Here is a 23,401-nt window from a genome sequence, read left to right as displayed (position 1 = left end):
CAAATGACACAGACCGCCAGCAACACCGAAGCGTTCGACGCCGTCGACATCATCCGCATCAAACGGGACAAGGGCGTGCTCAGCCCGGCGCAGATCGACTGGACGATTGACGCGTACACCCGCGGCGCCATCGCCGACGAGCAAATGGCCGCCCTGAACATGGCCATCCTGCTCAACGGCATGGACCGGGCAGAGATCTCCCGCTGGACGGCGGCCATGATCGCCTCCGGCGAGCGGATGGACTTCTCGAGCCTGCGCCGGCCCGACGGCGGCGTGAAGGCGACGTCGGACAAGCACTCCACGGGCGGCGTCGGGGACAAAATCACCCTGCCGCTGGCGCCCCTGGTGGCGGTCTTCGGCGTGGCCGTGCCTCAGCTCTCGGGCCGCGGCCTCGGCCACACCGGCGGCACCCTGGACAAGCTCGAGGCGATCCCGGGCTGGCGTGCCGCCCTCAGCAACGAGGAAATGATGGCCCAGCTCCAGGACGTCGGCGCGGTCATCTGCGCCGCCGGCGCAGGACTGGCCCCGGCGGACAAGAAGCTCTACGCACTCCGCGATGTCACCGGGACCGTCGAGGCCATTCCGCTGATCGCGTCCTCGATCATGAGCAAGAAGATCGCCGAAGGCACCGGCTCGCTGGTGCTCGACGTCAAGGTGGGCAGCGGCGCCTTCATGAAGGACGAGGCCCGCGCCCGCGAACTGGCCGAGACCATGGTGGCCTTGGGCAAGGACGCCGGGGTCAACACCGTGGCCCTGCTGACCAACATGAACACGCCCCTGGGTCTCACCGCGGGCAACGCGATCGAGGTCGAGGAATCCGTGGAGGTCCTGGCCGGCGGGGGCCCGGAAGACGTCGTCGAACTCACCGTCCGGCTCGCGGAGGAAATGCTTGCGTGCGCCGGCGTCCGCGACGCCGACCCCCGCGCCGCCCTGCGGGACGGCCGGGCCATGGATGTGTGGAACCGGATGATTGAGGCACAGGGCGGCGACCCGCGCGCGAAGCTCCCGGTCGCCAAGGAATCCGAGGTCATCTACGCCGCCGCCGACGGCGTCCTGGTGGAACTCGACGCGATGGCCGTCGGAGTCGCGGCCTGGCGGCTCGGCGCCGGACGTGCCCGCAAGGAGGACCAGGTCCAGGCCGGGGCCGGGGTGCGGATGCACGCCAAGCCGGGTGCCACGGTCAAGGCTGGCGAACCGCTCATGACGCTCCTGACGGACACCCCGGAGAAGTTCGAGCGCGCCAAGGAAGCGCTGGAGCACGCCGCGGTGATCGCACCGGAGGGCTCCCGGCCCGCCCAGAAGCTCATCATCGACCGCATCGCATAAGTTGCCCTATCACTTTTGGTCCCCAAACCCCGGGTTTGACCGCCACAAGTGACAGGGCAACGGGCGTGTCCACGGCGCCAGCGGGGGCCGGCGGTACACTAACCCCACAGCAGTACCCTTGAACCCCACAGCAGTACCCTTGAAGCGCAGGCCCGGCTCCGGCCGAGCCTGCGCTTGAAGTATCTCTACTCGAAGGACCTATCTGGCCCCGCCGCGCGTTAGGAAGCTGTGCAGGCAATCAACGACTTCATCCTCGCCGCCGCAGGGCAACCGTGGGTCCTGGTCCTCGTTTTCGCGTGCTGCGTGATCGACGGCTTCTTCCCGCCGATCCCGAGCGAATCCGTGGTGGTGGGCCTGGCTGCCGTCGCCGCCACCGCGGGTGTCCCCAATCCGTTCCTCCTGATCGCCACCGCCGCCGCCGGGGCGTGGGTGGGCGACAACCTCGCCTACCTGATCGGCCGCAGGACCGGGACGCGGCGCTGGGCCTGGCAGCGAGGCGTCAGGATGCAGGCGGCCTTCCGCTGGGCCGGCCGGGAACTGCGGAAACGGCCCGCGTCCCTGATCCTCGTGGCGCGCTTCGTCCCGATCGGCCGGGTGGCCGTCAACCTGACCGCCGGAGCCACGCACTATCCCCGGCCCCGCTTCATGAGCCTGACGGTGCTTTCGGCGCTGCTGTGGGCCGGCTACTCGGTGGGGATCGGCCTGTTTGTTGGGCCGTGGTTTGAGAAAAACCACGTGCTGGGCGCGGCCATTGCGATCGTCTGCGCAGTCGTCCTGGGCATCTTCGTGGACTTCGTGATCGGCAAGGTGCGGGGCCGCACTCCGGAGGAATCGCCGCAATCTGTGCCGCCCGCCGAGTCCTAGGCGGATTGGCCCCGCCCATGGGACACTTAGGAGCGATTTGCGTCACGTTTGGTGACCGCACTTCGTCCGAGGTTCCACCCACTGTCATCGTTTGTTCGTTACGGCTTAGTTGTCCGTATCCATTCATCAAGGAGCACCACCCGCATGGAGTTCATTAACGAGGCCGTGCTCCATGCCGCTGGCCAGTGGTGGATCTACCCCCTTCTGCTCGTCTTCTTCTTCGTGGACGGCTTCGCGATGGTGGTCCCCAGCGAGACCCTGATCGTGGCCCTAGCGGCGTACTCCGTGCACAGCGGCCAGCCCAACCTGTGGATCCTGGGCCTCACTGCGCTGGTCGGGGCAATGGCCGGCGACAACATGGCCTACATGCTCGGCCGCAAGATTGGCCTCGAGCGGTTCCGCTGGATGCGCAAGCCGAAGGTCCAAAAGGTCTTCGGGTGGGCACACTACGAACTCGAGAAGCGCGGCGCCGTCCTGATCTTCACCGCCCGGTACATCCCGTGGGGCCGCGTCGCCGTCAACTACGTGGCGGGCACGACGGCGTTCCCGCACCGGAGGTTCTTCTTCCTGGACGCCTTTGCGTGCCTCACCTGGGTCGCCTACTCGATCGGCATCGGCGTCCTGGCCAGTTCCTTCCCGTGGCTGCACCACAACCCGCTGCTCAGCGCGGGGATCGCGGTAGTGTTCGCGATCGTGCTCGGCGTCCTGATCGACCACCTCCTGCGCTGGTGGCACAAGCGCCTTGGCCGCAACGACGCCGGGCCCGTCTCCGCCAACGCCCGGCCCGTCCCCGCCGAGGAGCACGCTCCCCGGGAACAGGCCCCCGAATTGCACGGCACCATCCTGGCCGGTCCGTCCACTGAGGCCGGAGCGTCCAGAAAGTAGCATCCGGCGCCCCGCGACCCTATGGTTGGAACGTGACTGAGACTATTCCTGACGCTGCCCCTGACCTCGAATTCGACCTGAAGGTCCTTCCCAAGGTTTCCCTTCACGACCACCTGGACGGCGGCCTCCGGCCGGCCACCATCATTGAACTCGCGGAGGCTGCGGGCCACACGCTGCCGTCCACGGACCCCGTCGCCCTGGGGGAGTGGTTCCGCGAATCCGCCGATTCCGGCTCCCTGGTCCGTTACCTGGAAACGTTTGACCACACCATCGCCGTGATGCAGACCAAGGAAGGCCTGTTCCGCGTCGCTAAGGAATTCGTCGAAGACCTGGCCGACGACGGCGTCGTGTACGGCGAAGTGCGCTGGGCCCCGGAACAGCACCTGCAGAAGGGCCTGAACCTGGACGAAGTGGTCGAGGCCGTGCAGGCCGGGCTGGAAGCCGGCGTGGACGCCGTCGCCGAAACCGGGCGCGACATCCAGGTGGGCCAGCTCATCACCGCCATGCGCCACGCCGACCGCGGGCAGGAGATCGCCGAACTGGCCGTCCGCCACCGGAACAACGGCGCCGTGGGCTTCGACATCGCCGGAGCAGAGGACGGCTTCCTGCCCTCCCGTTTCAAGGACGCCTTCACCTACTTGGCCCAGCACAACTTCCCGGCCACGGTCCACGCCGGCGAGGCCGCGGGCCTGGAAAGCATCCAGTCGGCCCTCGTGGACGGCCGGGCCCTGCGCCTGGGCCACGGTGTGCGGATCGCCGAGGACGTCACGATCGAATTCGAAGAGGCCGACGACGCCGGGGACGGCTCCGATGAGGTCAACGACACCATCGGCATGGTGACCCTGGGCGAGCTTGCCAGCTGGGTGCGCGACCGCGGCATCGCCCTGGAGATCTGCCCGTCCTCGAACCTGCAGACCGGTGCGATTGCCGGCTTCGGTGAGGGCATCGAAAGCCACCCGCTGGACATGCTCTACCAGCTGGGCTTCAACGTCACCATCAACACTGACAACCGCCTCATGAGCGGCGTGACCCTCACGGACGAGTTCGAGCTCTTGGTCGAGACCTTCGACTACGACCTCGATGACCTGCTGGAGTTGACGCTCAACGCCGCCGAGGCCGCCTTCCTCCCGCTCGAGGAGAAGGAAGCACTGGTGGAATACATCAACGAGGCCTACGCCGACCTTGGCTAACGAGGAACGAACACCCGTCCGGGGGCTTGCTTGTGGGCCCACGCCAGCAGGGGTCCCCAAGCGAGCTGGCGAGCTTGGGGAGCTGGTGGGGATAATTGCGGCGCTGCGCGAGCACTGCCCCTGGATGGGTGCCCTCACCCACGAGTCCCTCGTGGAGTACCTCCTCGAGGAGGCCCACGAGGTCGCCGAAACCATCGAGACGGCCGGCGGCGACGCCGAACTGAAGTCCGAACTGGGGGACGTGCTGCTCCAGGTGGTCCTGCACGCCCGGTTGGCCGAAGAGCGCGGCGCCTTTGACCTCGACGACGTCGCCCGCGGCCTCACGGCCAAGATGATCCGCCGCAACCCGCACGTGTTCCGGCCTGACGGCTCCCTGCAGGATTCCTTCCCGGCAACGGTGGAGGAGATCGTCCTGAAATGGGATGCCGTCAAACGTTCCGAAAAGGTGCTGCACACGGAGAAGTCCCATCCCGGGGAGGCGCTCGACGGCGTCCCGGCCGCACTTCCGGCCCTGGCGCGGGCCCAGAAGCTGCTGGACCGGGCCGAACGCGCGGGCCTGGCGACGGCTGCCGGCGAAACCGCCGTCGACGTTCCGGCCACCGAAGAGGAGCTCGGTGAGCTCCTGTTCGGCATCGTTGCGGCGGCCCGCCGCAATGGGTTCGACGCCGAGCGGGCCCTCCGCGGGGCCGCCCGGCGCTTCCAAGCGGACCAGGGGCACCCGCGAACTCCATGATGACGTCCGGGGACTGGATAGGTTTCCGTAACCTCCGCCACTCTCGACTACGCTAGTAGCGACGACGACGTCGGCTTTTCGTACTTGTGTACAGCCAGATTCCAAGCAGTCAGATTCCCTGCAGATCGCTTCACCCAAAGGAGCATATCCATGGCGCTTATCGATGCCATCCACGCCCGCGAAATCCTCGATTCCCGTGGCAACCCCACCGTAGAAGTTGAAGTCCTGCTCTCGGACGGCCAGATCGGCCGCGCGGCAGTTCCCTCCGGCGCCTCCACCGGCGAGCACGAGGCCGTAGAACTGCGCGACGGCGACAAGGGCCGCTACCTCGGCAAGGGTGTCCAGAAGGCCGTTGACGCCGTCATTGATCAGATCGCCCCGGCGCTGACCGGTTTCGACGCCACCGACCAGCGCAGCATCGACCAGGCCATGATCGACCTGGACGGCACCCCCAACAAGGGCAAGCTCGGCGCCAACGCCATCCTGGGCGTCTCCCTGGCCGTGGCCAACGCTGCCGCCGCCTCCGCTGACCTGCCGCTGTACAAGTACCTCGGCGGCCCCAACGCCCACGTCCTGCCCGTTCCGCTGATGAACATCCTCAACGGCGGCTCGCACGCCGACTCCGACGTGGACATCCAGGAATTCATGATCGTCCCGATCGGCGCCGAGACCTTCTCCGAGGGCCTGCGCTGGGGCGTCGAGGTCTACCACAACCTCAAGTCCGTCCTGCAGGCCAAGGGCCTCTCCACCGGCCTCGGCGACGAGGGCGGCTTCGCCCCGAACCTGCCGTCCAACCGTGCCGCCCTGGACCTGATCCAGGAAGCTATCAAGAACGCCGGCTACACCCCGGGCAAGGACATCGCCCTGGCCCTGGACGTCGCCTCCTCCGAGTTCTTCACCGACGGCGCCTACCAGTTCGAGGGCAAGGCCCTGACGGCGACCGAGATGAGCGCGTACTACGCCGAGCTCGTGGCCGACTACCCGCTGGTTTCCATCGAGGACCCGCTGGACGAGAACGACTGGGAAGGCTGGAAGACCCTCACCGACACCATCGGCGACAAGGTCCAGCTGGTCGGCGATGACCTCTTCGTCACCAACCCGTCCATCCTGCAGCGCGGCATCGACACCAAGACCGCCAACTCGCTGCTGGTCAAGGTCAACCAGATCGGCTCCCTGACCGAGACCCTGGACGCCGTCTCCCTCGCCCAGCGCGCGGGTTACACCACCATCACCTCGCACCGCTCCGGCGAAACCGAGGACACCACCATTGCTGATATCTCCGTTGCCACCAACGCGGGACAGATCAAGACCGGTGCCCCCGCACGCTCCGAGCGCGTCGCCAAGTACAACCAGCTGCTGCGCATCGAAGAAGAACTCGACGACGCCGCCCGGTACGCCGGCCGCAGCGCCTTCCCGCGTTTCAAGGGCTAGTTAGCCGCGAAAACCGGTAACCGGTGGCTATGGTTGAAAGACCATGGCCACCGGTTCTGTTTTTGGTCCGCTTTTGAAGGAGTGACATGGCTACCCGACGCCCCAATGTTCCCCGGGCTACGCCTGCTGCCCGCAGGCCTGCGGCCGCAGGCTCAGGGGAAACGGACGACGGCGGCGAGGTCATCCAGGCGGACTTTGGCGGCTCCCGCAGCGGCAAACCGACACCGGCCACGTCCGCCGGCACCGCCCCTTCCTCCGGCACCGCCTCTCCGTCCGGCACCGCCTCTTCCTCCGCCCGTGCGTCGTCGCCCGCAGCTGGCAAGCCCGGCACGAACGGTACCGGTCCTGCCGCCGGCCAACGAAAGCCCGCACAAAAATCCGGAGCAAACCCCGGAACAAAACCCGCAACAACACCGGGAACCCGGCCGGCAGCCGGGAAAGCCACAGGCAAAGCCGGCGGCAAAGCCACAGGCCGGGCCGCCGCCGCGGATTCGGCCGAATCCCTGGACCCCGTACCCGCCAAGGCGTTCTCGGGCCGGCTCCTTGCCCTCGGCGTCGTCATGATTGCCATCACCATCCTGCTGGCCCCCACGGTCAAGATCTTCCTGGACAAGCGGGCCGAAATCGCGGCGCTGCAGGCCGATATCGCGGCCAAGCAGACCAAGCAGGAGGACCTCAAGCGGCAGGTTTCACGGTGGCAGGATCCCAACTACGTGAAACAGCAGGCCCGCGACCGCATTAACATGGTTATGCCCGGAGAGACGGGCTACTGGGTTTTTGGCAGCGATCTTCCTGCCGCGCAGTCCAGTGGCACGGCGGGTGCAGCATCAGCACAAGACCCGGCCAACCTGCCATGGGTGGACGCCCTTTGGGAGTCCATCAGGCGATCGGCAACAGACTAAGAGCGGCGCCCGCCGCCGGGATTGTCCCGCGGACAATCTAAGAACAGGGCAGGAAGGTGCCACTCCCGTGGACCAGAACCGAGTGGACCAGAACCGACCGGACGAGAACCGACCGGACGAGAACAGTGCGGCCCAGAACAGTGCGGCCCAGGCCCCCTCTGAGAGGACCGGCGCCCCGGAGGCCTCACTCCTGCCCACCCCGCACGACCTCGAGGTCCTCAGCCGCCAGCTGGGCCGGCCCGTGCGGGACGTCGTCGAAATCCCGGCCCGCTGCGTCTGCGGAAACCCGCTCGTGGCCGCCACCTCGCCGCGGCTTAGCAACGGCACGCCGTTCCCCACCACGTTTTACCTGACTCACCCGGTGATCACGTCCGCGGTGTCGCGGCTGGAAGCTGCCGGGCTGATGAATGAAATGAACGACCGGCTCGCCGCCGACGCCGGCCTCGCCGCGCGGTACCGCGCCGCCCACGAGGCGTACCTGGCTTCCCGCGCCGAGATCGGCGCACGGTCCGGCATCGGTGCCGTCCCGGAAATCGACGGCGTCTCGGCCGGCGGCATGCCGACCCGCGTCAAATGCCTGCACGTCCTCGTCGGGCACTCGCTGGCCGCGGGGCCGGGCGTGAACCCCCTTGGTGACGAGTCGATCACCGCCATCGCCGAATGGTGGACCGCCGACCGCTGCTACTGCGACGGCGCCTGGGACACCGGCGGCGAGGTCCCCTCCCAGGACCTCAGTCGCCACGGGCCCCAGGGCCTGCCGGAGATCGTGGGCCGGCCAGCCCCGGTCCGCAAATCCCGCGCAGGGGCCAGCGCCGCCAATACTGCCGGGACCGATACTGCCGGGACCAATACTGCCGGCACCGCCGATGCGGGGGAATCCAAGTGACCCGCGTCGCGGCCGTGGACTGCGGCACCAACTCGATCCGCCTGCTCATCGCAGATATTGACACAGATATTGACGCAGATGTGAACACCGATGCCAGCGCGGGCGATGCAGCCAAGCGGCCCACGCCGCGGCTGACCGACATTGTGCGGGAAATGCGCGTGGTCCGGCTGGGCCAGGGCGTGGACTCCACGGGCGAACTGGCCCAGGAAGCACTCGAGCGCACCTTCGCAGCCACCCGGGACTACGCAGACCTCATCCGCGGGCACGGCGTCGAAAAAGTGCGCTTCGTGGCCACCTCCGCCACCCGTGACGCCAGCAACCGGCAGGTCTTCGTCGACGGCATCCGCGCCATCCTCGGCGTTGAACCCGAGGTGATCACCGGAGACGAGGAAGCCGCGCTGTCCTTCGCCGGCGCCAGCAGTGTCCTGCCCTCCCGCGGGGAGGACCCCGTGCTGGTAGTGGACCTCGGCGGCGGCAGCACGGAGTTCGTGCTGGGCAACGCCGACGGCGTCATCGCCGCCCGCTCGGTCGACGTCGGCTGCGTCCGGATGACCGAACGGCACCTGCGCAGCGATCCGCCCACGCCGGAGCAGATCGCGGCGGCAGAGACCGACGTCGACGCCGCCATCAGCGAGGCGGCACAGACCGTTCCGCTGGAACGCGCCACCGCCGTCGTCGGCGTAGCCGGTTCCGTCACCACCATCACGGCACATGCGCTCCGGCTGCCGGAGTATTCGCCGGCCGCGATCCACGGCACCGAACTGGATCTGGACGCGGTCCGGAAGGCCTGCACCGAGCTGCTCGAAATGAGCCGGGAGGAGCGGGCCGCGCTGCCGTACATGCACCCGGGGCGGGTGGATGTGATCGGCGCCGGTGGTCTCGTGTGGCGGCGGGTCCTGCAACGCCTGGCCGACGTCACGGCCGGCCGCATCACCACGGCCGTGACCAGTGAACACGATATTCTTGACGGAATTGCCCTCAGCATCCGCTAATTTTTCCCCCGCAATCGCGCACCAGCCGTGTGTACCGACAGTTGCGTACCGACAGAGTGCCCGCGCCGCTGGCACACCGCCGATAGGACCTGAATGACCAGAGCAACAGGCCGCCGGATTTCCTCCGCGTTGATGGCCTTGGCCCTTGCCGGCGGAGCGTCCACGGCGGCGCTGGCCTTGGCCACGCCCGCCTACGCCGATTCCTGGCGGGACAAGGAATACTGGCTCGCAGAGTCCGGCATCACCAAGGCTTGGGACGTTTCCAAGGGAGCCGGCGTCAAGATTGCAGTGATTGACAGCGGCGTGGACGGCAAGCATCCGGACCTGGCGGGCGTGCTCGCCGGCGGCGCCGACATCTCCGAGGCCGGCGGTGCCAACGGCCAGGAAAGCATCGGCGCCAAACCCGAGCACGGAACCCTCGTCGCCACCATGCTCGCGGGGCGCGGGCACCAGCCGGAGACCGCCAAGCCGAGTGCCAGCGCAGCACCCGCCGCTACGGGCGGCCCCGACGGGATCATCGGCGTCGCCCCCGAGGCGCAGCTGCTCTCCGTGTCCACCTGGCTCGGTTCCGCCAACCCGGGCGGCAAGAGCGACCAGGAGCAAATTCCGGAGGCCGTGCGCTGGGCTGTCGACAACGGCGCCCGCGTCATCAACATCTCCCTCGGCAGCACCTCGCCGGAGTGGCCGCAGAGCTGGGATGCCGCGTTCCTTTACGCCGAGCAGAAGGACGTCGTCATCGTCGCCGCCGCGGGCAACCGGGTGGGCGGAAACGTCCAGGTCGGCGCGCCGGCCACGATTCCCGGAGTCCTGACCGTTGCGGGCCTGGACCGTACGGGCGTGGCCAGCATCGACTCCTCCTCCCAGGGCATCAGCATCGGCGTCGCGGCCCCCGCCGAGGACCTGGTCGGCGGCATGCCCGCCGGCGGCTACGCCGATTGGGCCGGCACCTCTGGGGCCACGCCCATCGTGTCCGGCGTCGCGGCCCTGATCCGCTCCAAATGGCCCGAGATGTCCGCGAGCCAGGTCATCAACCGGATCGTCAGCACGGCCAAGGACGCCGGGGAGCCGGGGAAGGACCCGCTCTACGGGTTCGGCGTGCTCAACGCCGAGGCCGCCCTCAAAGCCGACGTCCCGGAGACGAAGGTGAACCCGCTGGGGTCGATTTCGGACTGGATACGCGTCCACCGGCGTGGAAACCTCGCCACGACGCCGGCCGCCGCGGCGCCCGCCCCATCCAGCGCTGCGCCCACCCTGCCTGAAGCGACAGTGCCGGTCGCGGAGAAGCCCTCCCAGCTGGACAGCGCTGTGCCGGCCGTGGTGGTCCTGGGCTTCGCTTGCCTTTTCGTCGGCATCATCGCGGCCGCCGCCTTCCAACTGCGGGCCGCCATGCGCCCGGCAGCAAAGACGGTGCCGGCAAAGACGACACCGGAAAAGACGGTGCCGCCACCGACGGCGCCGCCAAGTGCCGGCCCGCCACCGACGGCGCCGCCAAAGTACGGTCCGGAGCGGGCGGACAAGGCTGAACCGGGGCCCGTGAAATCCGTGGATTCCAGCAACCCGACATAGTTAGTGAAGGTTTTCACAAACTACTGTATTCTTGACGCATGGCATCCTCCCTTCAGCTCCAGGACCGTCCCCGGGTACTCGTCGTCGGCGGCGGGTACGTCGGCCTGTATGTAGCCCTCAAACTTCAGAAAAAGATCGCGAATGCAGGTGGCATCGTCACCCTCGTCGATCCGCTGCCCTACATGACCTACCAGCCCTTCCTGCCGGAAGTTGCCGGCGGCAACATCGAGGCGCGCCACGCGGTCGTCTCGCACCGCCAGCACCTGAAGCAGACGGAACTTATCCAGGGCCGTGTCACCTCGATCGACCACGCCAACCGCACGGCAGTGGTCGCTCCCTCCAACGGCGGCGACACTTTCGAGGTTCCCTACTTCGACGTCGTCATGGCCGCTGGCGCCATCACCCGCACGTTCCCGATCAAGGGCCTCGCGGACAAGGGCATCGGCCTGAAGACCATCGAAGAGGCCGTTGCCCTGCGCAACAAGGTCCTCGAGCGCATCGAAACCGGCTCGCTCATGACGGATCCCGCTGAGCGCGCCCGCGCCCTGACGTTCGTCGTCGTCGGCGGCGGCTTCGCCGGCATCGAGTGCATCACCGAAATGGAAGACCTCGCCCGCGCCGCGGTCAAGAACAACCCCCGCATCAAGCAGGAGGAAGTCCGCTTCGTCCTGGTCGAGGCCATGGGCCGCATCATGCCCGAGGTCACGGCCCCGCAGGCCGAATGGGTCGTGGAGCACCTCCGCAGCCGCGGCATCGAGGTCCTGCTGAACACCTCCCTCGACAACGCCGAGGGCTCCCTGAAGCTCATTAACCTCCCGGACAAGAGCCCGGCCCAGGAATTCGAGACTGACACCCTGGTCTGGACTGCCGGTGTGCAGGCCAACCCGATGGTCCGTTCCACCGACTTCCCGCTCGAGCCGCGCGGACGCGTCCGGGTCCTGGCCGACCTCCGCATCGCAGGCGACGAGGGCATCGTCGAGAACGCCTGGGCTGCCGGCGACATCGCCGCCGTCCCCGACCTCTCCGGCAGCGGCCTGCCGGATGGCACCTGCGTGCCGAACGCCCAGCACGCGCTGCGCCAGTCCAAGCGCCTGGCCAAGAACCTGTGGGCCTCCCGCTGGAACAAGCCGCTCAAGGACTACAAGCACAAGAACCTGGGCGCCGTCGCCGGCTTCGGCGAATGGAAGGGCGTCGCGAACATCAACCTGGTTGGCCGCATCGGCCTCAAGGGCCCGCTGGCCTGGCTGGCGCACCGTGGCTACCACGGCATGGCCATCCCCACCGTGGAGCGCAAGATTCGCGTCATCTCCGGCTGGCTCTGGGCCTTCTTCCTGGGCCGCGACACCACGCAGCTGATGGATCTGGACAACCCCCGCGGCGCCTTCGTGGCCGCAGCGACGCCGGCCCCGAAGCCCGCCGCTGCCCCGGCTCCTGTTGCCGGCACGGCGGACGCCGCCAAGAACGACGCGGCGAAGAACGATGCTGCCAAGAACGATGCAAAGGAAGCTGTTCCGGCCGACTCCAAGTAGCCAGACCGAAGCTTTCGACGGCGGCCGTTCCCCTCAGGGGAGCGGCCGCCGTTTTCGTTGTGGGCCGGGGCAGGGGCGTTGGGAACGGGCCGGTGCGTCGGGAACGGGTAGGGGCATCGGAAACGGGCCGGTGCGCAGGACCCGCGCCTAGACTGGCTCCATGACAGCTGAAAAGGACCTGCACACCCTCCTGGCCACCATGCGCCCCGACCTGCGGGACGGCGAGTACGTCTACGCCCTGTGGCCGCACGGCAAACCCCTGGCCGGAGCGATCGCGGCGGCCGTCCGCGAGGCGGAAGGCCTGACCGTCGTGCTTCCGCGGGCCGAAGCGGACAGCCTGGGTCTCTCCTACGACTTCGTCGCTGCCTGGATCACGCTGCAGGTGCACTCCTCGCTGGAGGCGATCGGCCTGACGGCGGCCGTCAGCGCCGCCCTGACGGAGGCGAAGATCAGCTGCAACGTCCTGGCGGGCTTCCACCATGACCATCTGCTGGTGCCGGTGGCGGACGCCGAGCGGGCGCTCGAGATACTGCACGAACTCGTCGCCGCCAACGGGGAGCACAAGCCGGCCCCGGAACTCGTGCTGCGCAGCGAGGAGCCGGCGGACCGCCCCGCCATCCTCGCCCTCACGGCCGCCGCGTTTGCCATCTCGCCCGTCACCGGGCAACACGTCGACGGCGAACCTGAGGAAGTAAAGCTGCTCGCCCGGTTGTTCGAGTGCGCGGAATACCTGCCGGAGTTCAGCATCGTTGCCGAACTCGACGGCGAAATCGTGGGGCATGTGATCAGCACCCGGGGATGGGCGGGCGAGCTGGAACTGCTCGGGCTTGGCCCGATCGGGGTTGCGCCGCGGCTTCAGCGCCACAGCATCGGCACCGCGCTGATGAACGAGACCGTGGCGCGGGCGAACGCGGCGGGGGAGCGGGGGATCGCACTGCTGGGCAGCCCCGAGTATTACTCCCGCTTCGGCTTTGTTCCGTCAACCTCGCTCGGGGTCGCCCCGCCGGAGGCCGGCTGGGGTGCGTACTTCCAATTGCTTCCGCTCGCCGTCTGGCCCGGCGGCGTCAGCGGCACGTTCCGCTACGCTGGCCCGTTCTCGGGCTGATCCCGCCCGCGCGGGATACCATTGACCGGGCGCCCCAGTAGCCCAATTGGCAGAGGCAGCGGACTTAAAATCCGCGTGTTGTGGGTTCGAGTCCCACCTGGGGCACAGTGTTGGACGGTCAAGGAACCGTCCAGATTTCCTCTATGCAACGAGTGTTATAAGGATGTGACCGTAGTCACTTATTTTCACGTCGAAATTGCATTAGCTTGAAGTGGAATCAGGAACACCTGATCTTTCGCGTCAAAGGCCGTTCGCACCTTTAGATCGAGGAGCTTGTACATGACTTCACTCCCCCGGGTTGCGCCCCGCGTCGCTAAGCTCACAGTGCTTAGCCTCGGCGTCGCCCTTCTGGCTACGGCTTGTGGCGGTTCACCCGCCCCGAGTTCGACGGGATCCAGCTCAGCCGCGCCCGCTGGCATCGCGTGCCCGGCACCCAGCGCCACCGGCGCAGGCACCAGCGCTGCCGGCGAGACGGGCAGTGTGCCCGCTTCGGCCACCACCACCCCCACGCCCCTGAAGATCGGCTCGCTCCTGCCGACGACGGGTTCCCTGGCATTCCTCGGCCCGCCCGAAATTGCCGGTGTTAACCTCGGCATCAAGGAAGTCAACGACGCCGGCGGCGTCCTGGGCAAGCCGGTCGAGGTTATCCACCGCGACTCCGGTGACACCAAAACCGACATCGCCACCCAGTCCACCACATCACTGCTCGGACAGGGTGTCGGCGCAATCATCGGTGCCGCCTCCTCGGGAGTCTCCAAGACCGTGATCAACCAGATCACCGGTGCCGGCGTCGTCCAGTTCTCCCCGGCCAACACCTCGCCGGACTTCACCGCGTGGGATGACAAGGGCCTCTACTGGCGCACCGCCCCCTCGGACGTGCTCCAGGGCAAGGTCCTCGGCAACTACATGGCCACCTGTGGCGCCCAGACGGTCGGCATGATCGTCCTGAACGACGCCTACGGAACCGGCCTTGCAAAGAACATCCAGGCCGCTTTCGAGGCAGCCGGCGGCAAGGTTGTTGCCCAGGAGCTCTTCAATGAGGGCGACTCCCAGTTCAGCAGCCAGGTGGACAAGGTCCTCGCCGCCAAGCCGGACGCCATTGCCCTGGTCACCTTCGACCAGGCCAAGAGCATCGTCCCGCTGATGACGGGCAAGGGCGTCAAGCCCAACCAGATCTTCATGGTGGACGGCAACATGTCCGACTACAGCAAGGACTTCCAGCCGGGGACCCTGAAGGGCGCCCAGGGCACCATCCCGGGCACCTTCGCCAAGGATGACTTCAAGAAGAAGCTCCTGGCGATCGACCCGGCGCTGAAGGACTACAGCTACGCGGGCGAATCCTACGACGCCGTGAACCTGATCGCCCTGGCTGCCGAGGCGGCCAAGAGCACCAAGGGAACCGACATCGCGGCCCAGCTCAAGGCAGTCTCTGAGGGCGGCGAGAAGTGCAACACCTTCCCGAGCTGCGTCACCCTGCTCCGCAACGGCAAGGACATCGACTATGACGGCCAGTCCGGCCCCGTAACGTTCTCCGACGCCGGCGACCCGACGGAAGCCTACATCGGCATCTACGAGTACCAGGATGACAACACCTACAAGGCGGTCAAGGAAGAATTCGGCAAGCTGTAAGCCGCTTCCCACCGACAACCAAAAGACCCCCGTCCTTGAAGGACGGGGGTCTTTTGTGCCTGCGGGGGAGTGGGGAGGAGCGTAACGGCGGGCCCAGCCGTCACGCAGAGCAGGCTTTTGGCCGGCATCGGACAGCCCGACGCCGGAAACCCGGCTTAGCCCGCTGCGTGCCCGCCCATAACTCTGCGCTGCGTGACGCCGTCGTCGTCCTGTGGGTGCGGTGGCTGCGGAGGCGCCCGGACGGCACCGAGGCGGCGCTGCGTGACGCCGTCGTCGTCCTGTGGCTGCGGAGGCGCCCGGACGGCACCGAGGCGACGCCGCCGGCGGCGCCGGGCAAACAGAGGGGCCGCCACCGGGTGGTGACGGCCCCTGTGCGGGATACTTCGAGGTGCTGGGGGATGCCCTAGTCGACGGTGTCGGCGAGAGTTCCCAGGTAGAGCTGGATGACCTTGGGATCCTTCATGAGTTCCCGGCCGGTGCCCGTGTACGCGTCCTTCCCCTGGTCCAAGACGTAGCCGCGGTCGCAGATCTGCAGGCAGCGGCGCGCGTTCTGCTCCACCATGATGACGGAGACGCCGGCCCGGTTGATCTCGTGGACCCGCAGGAACGTCTCATCCTGCTTGACCGGAGAGAGGCCGGCCGACGGCTCGTCGAGCAGCAGCACGGCCGGATCCATCATGAGGGCCCGTCCCATGGCCACCATCTGGCGCTCGCCGCCGGAAAGCGAGCCTGCCCGCTGGGCGCGCCGCTTGCCGAGTTCGGGGAAGAGGCTGGCGACGAAGTCAAACCTCTCCGCGAAATCCTTGGGACGCTGGAACATGCCCATCTGCAGGTTTTCCTCGATGGTCAGGGCCGCAAACACGTTGTTGGTCTGCGGCACGAAGCCCACGCCGCGGCTGACCAGCTTGTTAGCCTTGAGACCGGTGATGTCCTGGCCGCGGACCACCACCGAACCGGAATGGACTTTGACCAGGCCGAACATGGCTTTCAGCAGCGTGGACTTGCCGGCGCCGTTGGGGCCGATGATGCCGATGAGCTCGCCCTTGCGGGCCTCGATGCTGCAGCCGTTGAGGATGTTGACGCCGGGGATGTACCCGGCCACCAGATCGGTGACCTTGACGACCGAGTCGCCGTCGAAGGCGGGCTGGGCGGCCGGTGCCGCGCTGGTGGCGCTCATTCTGTGTCCTTCTCTGTGCTGTTCGGCCCCTCTGTGCTGTTCGGCCCCTCTGTGCTGTTCGGCCCCTCTGTGCTGTTCGGCCCCTCGGCGCTGCGTCGGCCGCGCGCCGACCCGTTAGTCTCCGGTTCCTGCGCTTCGGCCTCCAGGACATCGGCGGAGATGATGCCGGCGTTTTCCGTACCGACAATCGATTCCTCGTCGGCGACCAGTTCCGCGGCCAGTTCCTTGATGCCCTCGGAATCGCCAAGATCGACGTCGTGGTGGGCGCCGAGGTAGGCGTCGATCACGGCGGGGTTCTTCATGACCTGGGCAGGAGGCCCCTCGGCCACGATCTTGCCCTCGGCCATCACGACCACCCAGTCGGCAATGTGCCGGACCATGTGCATGTCGTGCTCGACGAACAGGACCGTCATCCCCTCGGACTTGAGGTTCTTGATGTGGTCCAGGAGCGACTGCGTCAGTGCCGGGTTCACGCCGGCCATCGGCTCATCGAGCATCACGAGCTTGGGCCGGACCATGAGCGATCGCGCCATTTCAAGCAGCTTCCGCTGGCCACCGGAGAGCGAGGCCGCGTAGTCGTCCTTCTTGGCGTCCAGCTTGAATTTCTCCAGCAGCACGTTGGCTTCTTCGGTTATCTTCTTTTCCTGGCCGCCCCAGATGCCCTTGAATAGGGCCTTGACGAGCCGCTCGCCGGACTGGTTGGAGGCACCGAGACGCATGTTCTCCATCACGGTCAGCTTGCCCATGACCTTGGTGAGCTGGAAGGTGCGCACCATGCCCATCCGCGCGACCTTGTAGGAGGAGACGCCGGCGATGCTTTGGCCTTCGAACTGCCAGGTGCCCGAGTTCGGGGTATCGAATCCCGTGAGGAGGTTGAACAGGGTGGTCTTGCCGGCGCCGTTGGGGCCAATCAGCGCCGTGATCTTGTGCCGCGGGATCTCGAGGTACTGTACGTCGACGGCGTTGATGCCGCCGAAGCTGCGGGTGACGTTCTCCGCCACGACGATCGGATCGCGCTTCTTGCAGCCGGGTGCGGCCTCGCCCACGGCGATGGGACGGGTGTCTGTCATGTAGTCGATTTCTTCCGACGTGCGGGGTTCGCCACGGGACTCTTCGCTTGGAATGCTCATGCGAATGCCAGCTCCTTCTTATTGCCGAGGACGCCCTGGGGCCTGAAGATCATCAGGAGCATGAGCGCCACGCCGACCAGGATGTAACGCAGCTGCCCGGCCTGGACCGTGTTCAGCCACGTGATGGTGCCGGACTCGATCAGGCCGTACAGGATGCCCTGGGTCAGCGAAAGCACCACCCAGAAAATCATTGCACCAATTACCGGGCCAAGCACCGTTCCGAGGCCTCCGAGCAGCAGGCAGGTGTAGAGGAAGAACGTCAGTTCAGTGCCGTAGTTGGCCGGCTGGACCGCGCCGCGGGGAAGCGTGAAGATCATGCCCGCCAGGGCGCCGAGCACGCCACCGATGATGAGGGACTGCATCTTGTAGGAGTACACGTTCTTGCCGAGCGAGCGGACGGCGTTCTCGTCCTCGCGGATGCCCTTGAGGACACGGCCCCAGGGGCTGCGCATCAGCAGCCAGACGATGACGCAGAACAGGGCCACGACTGTCCAGGCAACCACCCGGATGAAGAAGTCACGGTTGTTCATGCCGATGTAGGTCCCTGGCGGGAAGGGGTTCATGGCATAGAAATCGCCCTCGAAGGCAGCCAGGCCGTTGGCCGAACCCGTGATGGCGGTCAGCTGGTTGGTGGTGACGATGTAGCGGACGATTTCCGCCGCCGCGATGGTCACGATTGCCAAGTAGTCCGCCCGAAGCCGCAGAGTCGGGATACCGAGCAGCAGGGCGAAAATGGCGGAACAGACAACGGCGATCAGCAGGCCGACGAAGAACGGCACCTTGAACGTCAAGGTGGAAATGGCGAAGCCGTAGGCCCCCACTGCCATGAAGCCTGCCTGGCCGAAGTTGAGCAGGCCCGTGTAACCGAAGTGGACCGCGAGGCCGAGGGTGGCCAGGGCGTAGGCAGCCGTCGTCGGGCTGAACAATTCGCCGGCGGCGCTGGAAAGAATGAATCCGAAATCCATGGCTGTCTCCTAACCCACGCGCTCGCGGCGACCCAGAATGCCCTGAGGGCGGAACAAGAGGACAACAATCATGATGAACAACGCTCCCACGTACTTGAGGTCAGCCGCGAGGCCGAACACGGTGGTCAGCTCAACGAAGATGCCGACGATGATCGAGCCGACCAAGGCGCCCCAGACCGTGCCGAGGCCGCCCAAGGTGACACTGGCGAAGATGAGCAGCAGGATCTGCGAGCCCATGTCGAAGGTGACGCCGGGCCGGTAGTAGGCCCAGAGAATGCCGCCCAGAGCGGCCAGCATGCCGCCGACCACCCAGACGATCCGGATGACGAAGTCGACGTCGATGCCGGAGGCTGCGGCGAGTGCCGGGTTGTCGGCCACGGCGCGGGTGGCCTTGCCGAGACGGGTCTTGAGCAGGACGACGCCGAGGGCGGCGATCACGATGGCGCTGATGATCAGGGACAAAAGGTTGTTGGGGGAGATTGAGATCGGGCCGATCAAGATTTCCACGCTCTGGGCGAACGGCAGCTGCTGGGTGGCGCCGCCGAAATAGAACTGGATGATGTAGCGCACGGACAGGGCGAGGCCAATGCTGACGATCATCATCGGGACAAGCCCGGTCCCGCGGCGCCGCAGCGGTTTCCACAGGCCAGCATCCTGGACGTAGCCGAACAATCCGCCGCCGATCACGGCCAGGATGACGGACAGCCAGAACGGCAGGTGCATGCCGTTCAGCATGAACACCAGCACCGCGCCCAGCGTGACCATTTCACCGTGGGCGAAGTTCGTCAGGCCGGTGGTGCCGAAGATCAGGGACAGGCCCACGGCCGCGAGGGCAAGCAGCAGGCCGAAGCTCAATCCGGCCACCAGCCGGTTGAGCAGGTTCTGCCCGAAGTTCTGCTCCGCCACCACGATTCCCTTGCCAAAAGCGAAGATCACCGAGAGGTTTGAGGTCTGGCTGAAGGTCACCTTGCGGGGGTTCTCCTGGCCCTCGGCCAGCTTGATGCCCTGGGGAAGCGTGGATTCGTCGAGCTTGATCTCGTAGGTCCCCTGCGTGGGGACGCCGATGGTCCAGGCGCCGTTGGGTCCCGATTTGGTGGTTCCGGTGAAATCGCCGCTTGTGGCAGTGATGGTTACGCCGGGAATCGGTGCGCGGTCGTCGCCGCGCAGGAAGCCGCTGATGCTGTTGGTGAACTGGGTGGCCGACGGGGATGGTGTCGGCGACGGGGTCGCGGCGCTGGACGCCGGGGCAACGATGAGCAGTAGCGCAGCCATGGCGGCAAATACTGCCCCCACAGCCCTCAGTAGTCTGCCGCGCCGTCTCTGCGACAGGCCGCTCGTTGTGCTTCTCAAATTGAAAACCTCCACATGGGGGTGCTGTGGGTTGCGCCTTTGCAACCGTTGCGAACGGTCAGGGGACGGGTGCCTTGCAATACGATCATTTGTTGTGATGTCCGTCACCCTGTGTGGCCTATGCTACCGCGCGGGCGAGCCAAAGAATGCCGCCGCGAGCAGGCAGAACGTCGCGATCGGGTAACAACTGTGTAGTCGCACGGGCATCATAATGTAGCCCAGCTAAAGAAAACTTTTGTTGATTCAGAGTATGCCTAAACAGTGCCCGATCCGGGCCCCGTTTCGCGGGGCCGGCAAGGGGCTGGTGCCGCCTGCGGGGTGTGTCCCGTCCGGCGTGCGGCACCGGCAATTTCAAGCTTTTTCCAAGTCCTCCGGCGTTATGGTGCGAAGAGCGCCAGCCCCGAAAGTCCATCCCCGGATGTCCAGTTCCCAAGGAAGACGGAGCCCAGGACCCGGGCCGGCGCCAGTAGCAGGGCCGATGGTGGAGGGCCGACTGATGAACCGGGCGGTGAAGCTGTGCCTCGCGGGATCGCTTGTGCTGGCGATCCTGGGTATCCCGGCGCTCAGCCTCGGACCCGAGACTGCCGGGGCGCAGGCCTGCGTTCCGTCGACGACGCCAGTCACCGACCCATACCCGGGGATCATGGCCGCAGCCTCCAACTTCGAGGCGGGCACCCTGGACGGGTTCGACGTCTCCACCTCCGGAACGGGTTATGCCTCGGCGTCCCCCGGTCTGTCGCACTCAGGAAACTGCGCTGCCCTCCTGCATACCACCGCTACCCCCGGCTCCCTCGCGAGGCTGACCGTGCGCCTGACCCCTGGGGCCACCGAGGCGTATGCGGACGGATGGTTCAACATCGCTGCTGAGGGAATGGAGGGGAACAATGTTCCCTACTTCCGGTTCTTTTCCCGCGGCGTCCGCGTCATGGATGTGTTCCGGCAGAACATCTCCCATGAGCTGGTGCTCCGAACGTCGTCACCGGCAGGGTTCGCCTACACCACGTTGAGGAAGGATGTCCCCACCGACTCCTGGCACCGGCTGGTCATGCATGTGGTCCCGAACGGTTCCGGGACCACCGTCCAAATCTGGTGGGATGGCCGTTCCGTCTATGCGGGCACGGTCAGTATTTCCGCGACGACGGTCGACACGCTGCAGTTGGGCTCCGAGCACGATCAGCAAATGGGCGACATCTACATCGACGACGTCATCGTCAACAGCGGCACGGGAACGCCCGCGCCGGTTCCCGGACCACTCCCGGAGCCGAAGGTGGACCCGTCAAAGCGGTTCGACGACTTCCGTGGCGACGGGCAGGCAGGCTTGTTGGCCTAAGGTCACGGTTCGGTTGCGGCGGCCCCTGCGGGGAACTATCCCTCCCCGCTGGCCGTGGGAATTGGTAGCGTGACTATATAAATTCCCTTTTCGTGTAGTCCGTTTCGCACCGGTTCATCACCCACACCCTAAACCTTGGAGGACACCCGCAATGGCAACTGGCGGAAACCCGATCTTCAGCGGAAAGAATTTCCGCGAAGCCACCCAGGCCCCGCCTGCCCCGCAGGCCCCCTACGGCCAGAACTACGGCCAGAACCCCTACGGCCAGGCCGCGGGTGCCCAGGGCGCGTGGAGTTCCGCGCAGCAGGGCATGACCCAGGACCAGCTCCAGGACCTGTACAACCGTCCGGCGGCCGGCCCGGCCGACATCGGCCGGATGACGTACGACGACGTCATCGTCAAGACTGCCGGGTGCCTCGGCATCCTGATTGTCGGCGCCGCGGTGGCGCTCGCCGTCCCGCAGGGCACCGGATCCATGCTGATGATCCTCGGCGCCCTCGGCGGCTTCGCCCTCGCCATGGTCAACACCTTCAAGAAGCAGCCCTCGCCCGGACTGATCCTGGCCTACGCCCTGCTCGAAGGTTTCTTCCTCGGCGGCCTGACCCGCATCCTCGACAACTTGTACCCGGGCGTCGGCATCCAGGCCGTCGTGGGGACACTATCCGTCTTCGCTGTGACGCTGGTGCTGTTCAAGAGCGGCAAGGTCCGGGCGACACCCAAACTCATGCGGTTCTTCATGATCGCCCTGATCGGCTATGCGGTGTTCGCGCTCGTCAACATGTTCATGATGATGACCGGGGCCGTGACCACTCCGTTCGGCCTGAGCACCGGCGTGACGATCATGGGTATCCCGCTCGGCGTCTTCATCGGTATCCTGGCGATCGGCCTGGCCGCCTTCTCCTTGATCATGGACTTCACCAGCATCGAAGCGGCCATCAGCGCCGGCGCCCCACAGCGCTTCTCCTGGACCGCAGCCTTCGGCCTCACGGTCACGCTGGTCTGGCTCTACGTCGAAATCATCCGACTGCTGGCCATCCTCCGCGGCGACGACTGACCGCCGTCGTACCTGTTCACCCTGGATACAACGAGGAGCCCCGCCCAACGGCGGGGCTCCTCGCGTTTGCGCCAGCTGCTGCCGCCCGCAGCAAACCCTCAAATACAAACCATCAGCTGAGCCGCTCCAGCACCACCGCCATGCCCTGGCCGCCGCCGACGCACAGCGTGGCCAGGCCCAGGGAGGCGTCGCGGGCGCGGAGCCCGTTGAGCAGGGTGGTGGTCATGCGTGCGCCCGTCATGCCGAAGGGGTGGCCGAGGGCGATGGCGCCGCCGTGGACGTTGAGCCTCTCCGGATCAATGCCTAGCTCCCTTGCGCTGGCCACCACCTGGACGGCGAACGCTTCGTTGAGCTCCACGAGGTCGATGTCGCGGATACCCAGCCCGGCGAGCGTGAGCGCCCGGCGGGTCGCTTCCACCGGGCCCATGCCCATCAGCTCCGGGGACAGGGCGCTGACCCCGGTGGAAACGATCCGGGCAAGAGGCTCAAGGCCCAGCTCGCCGGCGCGGACGTCACTCATGACCACGACGGCGGCGGCACCGTCATTGAGGGGGCACGCGTTCCCGGCTGTCACGGTGCCACCGCTGCGGAAGACCGGCTGCAGCGCGCCGACGGCCTCGGCGGTCACGCCGGACCGCGGTGAATCGTCGCGGTCCACCACGGAACCGTCGGCGCGGGTGTAGGGCGTGATTTCGCGGGCGTAGAACCCGGAGGCGATGGCCGCCTCGGCCCGGTTCTGGCTGAGCACGGCCCAGGCGTCCTGCTCGGCGCGGCCGATGCCGTAGCTTGTGGCGACGTTCTCCGCCGTCTGGCCCATGGCGATGTAGACGTCCGGCATCCGGTCGCCCAGGCGCGGGTCGGTCCACGGCGTGTTGGAGGCGGCCCGGGCCTCGGTGCGTTTCCGGGCGGCCTCGAACCGCGGGTTGTGGGTGCTGGCGTCGGTCTCGCCCGCGCCGGCCCAGTCCCGGTAGCGGGAGACCGCCTCCACGCCGGCGGCGACGAACGCGTGCCCTTCGCCGGCTTTTATGGCGTGGAAGGCCATCCGGAGCGTCTGCAGGCTGGAGGCACAGAAGCGGTTGATGGTGGCGGCCGGAACGTCGTCCAGCCCGGCCAGGATGCTGACCACGCGGGCCATGTTGGAGCCGGCCTCGCCGCTGGGCTCGGCGCACCCCAGGTAGATGTCGTCCAGGCCGCGGCCCGGCCCGGCGGCAGCGTCGAACGCCGGGATCCCGGCGAGGGCCGCCGTGACCATCGCGGCGGCCAGATCGTCCGGCCGCACGTCTTTCAGCGACCCCTTGAACGCGCGCCCGATAGGGCTTCTGGCGGTGGAAACGATGACGGCTTCTGGCATGCGCCC

At 67.0% G+C, this 23,401-nt stretch carries 21 protein-coding genes and 1 tRNA gene; 17 read left to right on the top strand and 5 right to left on the bottom strand.

Translation table 11 applies throughout. The annotated features are described in order from the left end of the window. Window positions 1-3 precede the first annotated feature (3 nt). The 15 genes from ACFVTM_RS10455 (at window position 4) to ACFVTM_RS10385 (ending at window position 15,445) form a co-directional block, all read left to right on the top strand. Window positions 4-1,326, top strand: a complete 1,323-nt coding sequence (locus tag ACFVTM_RS10455; protein WP_390203469.1) for a thymidine phosphorylase — start codon at window positions 4-6, stop codon at window positions 1,324-1,326. 228 nt (window positions 1,327-1,554) lie between these two features. After that, window positions 1,555-2,190, top strand: a complete 636-nt coding sequence (locus ACFVTM_RS10450; RefSeq protein WP_390203378.1) for a DedA family protein — start codon at window positions 1,555-1,557, stop codon at window positions 2,188-2,190. Window positions 2,191-2,334: 144 nt separating this feature from the next. Beyond that, a complete protein-coding gene (locus ACFVTM_RS10445; protein WP_390203377.1) occupies window positions 2,335-3,075 on the top strand; it encodes a DedA family protein in 741 nt (246 codons plus the stop codon). Between the two features lie 32 nt (window positions 3,076-3,107). Next, window positions 3,108-4,265, top strand: coding sequence for an adenosine deaminase (locus tag ACFVTM_RS10440; protein WP_390203376.1), 1,158 nt, complete (start codon window positions 3,108-3,110; stop codon window positions 4,263-4,265). A gap of 124 nt (window positions 4,266-4,389) precedes the next feature. Beyond that, entirely contained in the window at window positions 4,390-4,998 is a 609-nt protein-coding gene (locus tag ACFVTM_RS10435; RefSeq protein ID WP_390203468.1) for a MazG nucleotide pyrophosphohydrolase domain-containing protein, read from the top strand. Between the two features lie 150 nt (window positions 4,999-5,148). Then, the gene (gene eno / locus ACFVTM_RS10430; protein ID WP_390203375.1) at window positions 5,149-6,429 is read left to right on the top strand and encodes a phosphopyruvate hydratase; all 1,281 of its coding nucleotides are present in this window, start codon (window positions 5,149-5,151) and stop codon (window positions 6,427-6,429) included. A gap of 86 nt (window positions 6,430-6,515) precedes the next feature. Further along, on the top strand, window positions 6,516-7,331 hold the full coding sequence (locus ACFVTM_RS10425; protein ID WP_390203374.1) for a septum formation initiator family protein: 816 nt from the start codon (window positions 6,516-6,518) through the stop codon (window positions 7,329-7,331). Between the two features lie 190 nt (window positions 7,332-7,521). Beyond that, window positions 7,522-8,217, top strand: coding sequence for a DUF501 domain-containing protein (locus tag ACFVTM_RS10420; RefSeq protein ID WP_390203467.1), 696 nt, complete (start codon window positions 7,522-7,524; stop codon window positions 8,215-8,217). Further along, the gene (locus ACFVTM_RS10415; RefSeq protein WP_390203373.1) at window positions 8,214-9,209 is read left to right on the top strand and encodes an exopolyphosphatase; all 996 of its coding nucleotides are present in this window, start codon (window positions 8,214-8,216) and stop codon (window positions 9,207-9,209) included. The genes ACFVTM_RS10420 and ACFVTM_RS10415 overlap by 4 nt, the downstream gene beginning before the upstream one ends. 93 nt (window positions 9,210-9,302) lie before the next feature. Beyond that, on the top strand, window positions 9,303-10,775 hold the full coding sequence (locus ACFVTM_RS10410) for a S8 family serine peptidase (RefSeq protein WP_390203372.1): 1,473 nt from the start codon (window positions 9,303-9,305) through the stop codon (window positions 10,773-10,775). A gap of 38 nt (window positions 10,776-10,813) precedes the next feature. Next, window positions 10,814-12,304 (top strand): NAD(P)/FAD-dependent oxidoreductase, encoded by a 1,491-nt coding sequence (locus ACFVTM_RS10405; protein WP_390203371.1) that lies wholly within the window; start codon window positions 10,814-10,816, stop codon window positions 12,302-12,304. 160 nt (window positions 12,305-12,464) lie between these two features. Beyond that, a complete protein-coding gene (locus tag ACFVTM_RS10400; RefSeq protein WP_390203370.1) occupies window positions 12,465-13,409 on the top strand; it encodes an N-acetyltransferase in 945 nt (314 codons plus the stop codon). A gap of 31 nt (window positions 13,410-13,440) precedes the next feature. Beyond that, window positions 13,441-13,514 (top strand) — tRNA-Leu (locus ACFVTM_RS10395). 174 nt (window positions 13,515-13,688) lie between these two features. After that, the gene (locus ACFVTM_RS10390) at window positions 13,689-15,038 is read left to right on the top strand and encodes an ABC transporter substrate-binding protein (RefSeq protein WP_390203369.1); all 1,350 of its coding nucleotides are present in this window, start codon (window positions 13,689-13,691) and stop codon (window positions 15,036-15,038) included. A gap of 167 nt (window positions 15,039-15,205) precedes the next feature. After that, window positions 15,206-15,445, top strand: coding sequence for a hypothetical protein (locus ACFVTM_RS10385; protein ID WP_390203368.1), 240 nt, complete (start codon window positions 15,206-15,208; stop codon window positions 15,443-15,445). Here the strand turns inward: ACFVTM_RS10385 and ACFVTM_RS10380 are convergent. Genes ACFVTM_RS10380 through ACFVTM_RS10365 form a run of 4 tightly spaced genes read right to left on the bottom strand, consistent with a single transcriptional unit; the run spans window position 15,442 to window position 19,582 of the window. Beyond that, window positions 15,442-16,215, bottom strand: coding sequence for an ABC transporter ATP-binding protein (locus ACFVTM_RS10380; RefSeq protein ID WP_390203367.1), 774 nt, complete (start codon window positions 16,213-16,215; stop codon window positions 15,442-15,444). The genes ACFVTM_RS10385 and ACFVTM_RS10380 overlap by 4 nt on opposite strands. After that, complete coding sequence (locus ACFVTM_RS10375) at window positions 16,212-17,345, bottom strand: ABC transporter ATP-binding protein (RefSeq protein ID WP_390203366.1); 1,134 nt, start codon at window positions 17,343-17,345, stop codon at window positions 16,212-16,214. The genes ACFVTM_RS10380 and ACFVTM_RS10375 overlap by 4 nt, the downstream gene beginning before the upstream one ends. Beyond that, window positions 17,342-18,310, bottom strand: a complete 969-nt coding sequence (locus tag ACFVTM_RS10370) for a branched-chain amino acid ABC transporter permease (RefSeq protein WP_390203365.1) — start codon at window positions 18,308-18,310, stop codon at window positions 17,342-17,344. The genes ACFVTM_RS10375 and ACFVTM_RS10370 overlap by 4 nt, the downstream gene beginning before the upstream one ends. 9 nt (window positions 18,311-18,319) lie before the next feature. Next, window positions 18,320-19,582: a branched-chain amino acid ABC transporter permease gene (locus ACFVTM_RS10365; protein ID WP_390203364.1), complete on the bottom strand. Its 1,263-nt coding sequence runs from the start codon at window positions 19,580-19,582 to the stop codon at window positions 18,320-18,322. A gap of 556 nt (window positions 19,583-20,138) precedes the next feature. Between ACFVTM_RS10365 and ACFVTM_RS10360 the strand changes: the two genes are divergently transcribed. Both ACFVTM_RS10360 and ACFVTM_RS10355 read left to right on the top strand, forming a co-directional pair. After that, window positions 20,139-20,990: a hypothetical protein gene (locus ACFVTM_RS10360; RefSeq protein WP_390203363.1), complete on the top strand. Its 852-nt coding sequence runs from the start codon at window positions 20,139-20,141 to the stop codon at window positions 20,988-20,990. 151 nt (window positions 20,991-21,141) lie between these two features. Next, window positions 21,142-22,044: a Bax inhibitor-1/YccA family protein gene (locus ACFVTM_RS10355; RefSeq protein ID WP_390203362.1), complete on the top strand. Its 903-nt coding sequence runs from the start codon at window positions 21,142-21,144 to the stop codon at window positions 22,042-22,044. Between the two features lie 112 nt (window positions 22,045-22,156). Here ACFVTM_RS10355 and ACFVTM_RS10350 read toward each other — a convergent pair whose 3' ends face one another. After that, a complete protein-coding gene (locus ACFVTM_RS10350; RefSeq protein WP_390203361.1) occupies window positions 22,157-23,395 on the bottom strand; it encodes an acetyl-CoA C-acetyltransferase in 1,239 nt (412 codons plus the stop codon). Between the last annotated feature and the right edge of the window lie 6 nt (window positions 23,396-23,401).

Source organism: Arthrobacter sp. NPDC058130 (assembly GCF_042884475.1).
Lineage (GTDB): Bacteria > Actinomycetota > Actinomycetes > Actinomycetales > Micrococcaceae > Arthrobacter.
The sequence above is the reverse complement of the archived record's forward strand: the minus strand, read 5'-3'. Positions and strand labels throughout refer to the sequence as shown.

Coding starts and splice junctions, on each gene's coding strand:
- ACFVTM_RS10455 (WP_390203469.1), top strand. CDS start 4: ATGACACAGACCGCCAGCAACACCGAAGCGTTCGACGCCGTCGACATC.
- ACFVTM_RS10445 (WP_390203377.1), top strand. CDS start 2,335: ATGGAGTTCATTAACGAGGCCGTGCTCCATGCCGCTGGCCAGTGGTGG.
- ACFVTM_RS10435 (WP_390203468.1), top strand. CDS start 4,390: ATGGGTGCCCTCACCCACGAGTCCCTCGTGGAGTACCTCCTCGAGGAG.
- eno (WP_390203375.1), top strand. CDS start 5,149: ATGGCGCTTATCGATGCCATCCACGCCCGCGAAATCCTCGATTCCCGT.
- ACFVTM_RS10425 (WP_390203374.1), top strand. CDS start 6,516: ATGGCTACCCGACGCCCCAATGTTCCCCGGGCTACGCCTGCTGCCCGC.
- ACFVTM_RS10410 (WP_390203372.1), top strand. CDS start 9,303: ATGACCAGAGCAACAGGCCGCCGGATTTCCTCCGCGTTGATGGCCTTG.
- ACFVTM_RS10405 (WP_390203371.1), top strand. CDS start 10,814: ATGGCATCCTCCCTTCAGCTCCAGGACCGTCCCCGGGTACTCGTCGTC.
- ACFVTM_RS10400 (WP_390203370.1), top strand. CDS start 12,465: ATGACAGCTGAAAAGGACCTGCACACCCTCCTGGCCACCATGCGCCCC.
- ACFVTM_RS10390 (WP_390203369.1), top strand. CDS start 13,689: ATGACTTCACTCCCCCGGGTTGCGCCCCGCGTCGCTAAGCTCACAGTG.
- ACFVTM_RS10380 (WP_390203367.1), bottom strand. CDS start 16,215: ATGAGCGCCACCAGCGCGGCACCGGCCGCCCAGCCCGCCTTCGACGGC.
- ACFVTM_RS10375 (WP_390203366.1), bottom strand. CDS start 17,345: ATGAGCATTCCAAGCGAAGAGTCCCGTGGCGAACCCCGCACGTCGGAA.
- ACFVTM_RS10370 (WP_390203365.1), bottom strand. CDS start 18,310: ATGGATTTCGGATTCATTCTTTCCAGCGCCGCCGGCGAATTGTTCAGC.
- ACFVTM_RS10365 (WP_390203364.1), bottom strand. CDS start 19,582: ATGGCTGCGCTACTGCTCATCGTTGCCCCGGCGTCCAGCGCCGCGACC.
- ACFVTM_RS10360 (WP_390203363.1), top strand. CDS start 20,139: ATGGTGGAGGGCCGACTGATGAACCGGGCGGTGAAGCTGTGCCTCGCG.
- ACFVTM_RS10355 (WP_390203362.1), top strand. CDS start 21,142: ATGGCAACTGGCGGAAACCCGATCTTCAGCGGAAAGAATTTCCGCGAA.
- ACFVTM_RS10350 (WP_390203361.1), bottom strand. CDS start 23,395: ATGCCAGAAGCCGTCATCGTTTCCACCGCCAGAAGCCCTATCGGGCGC.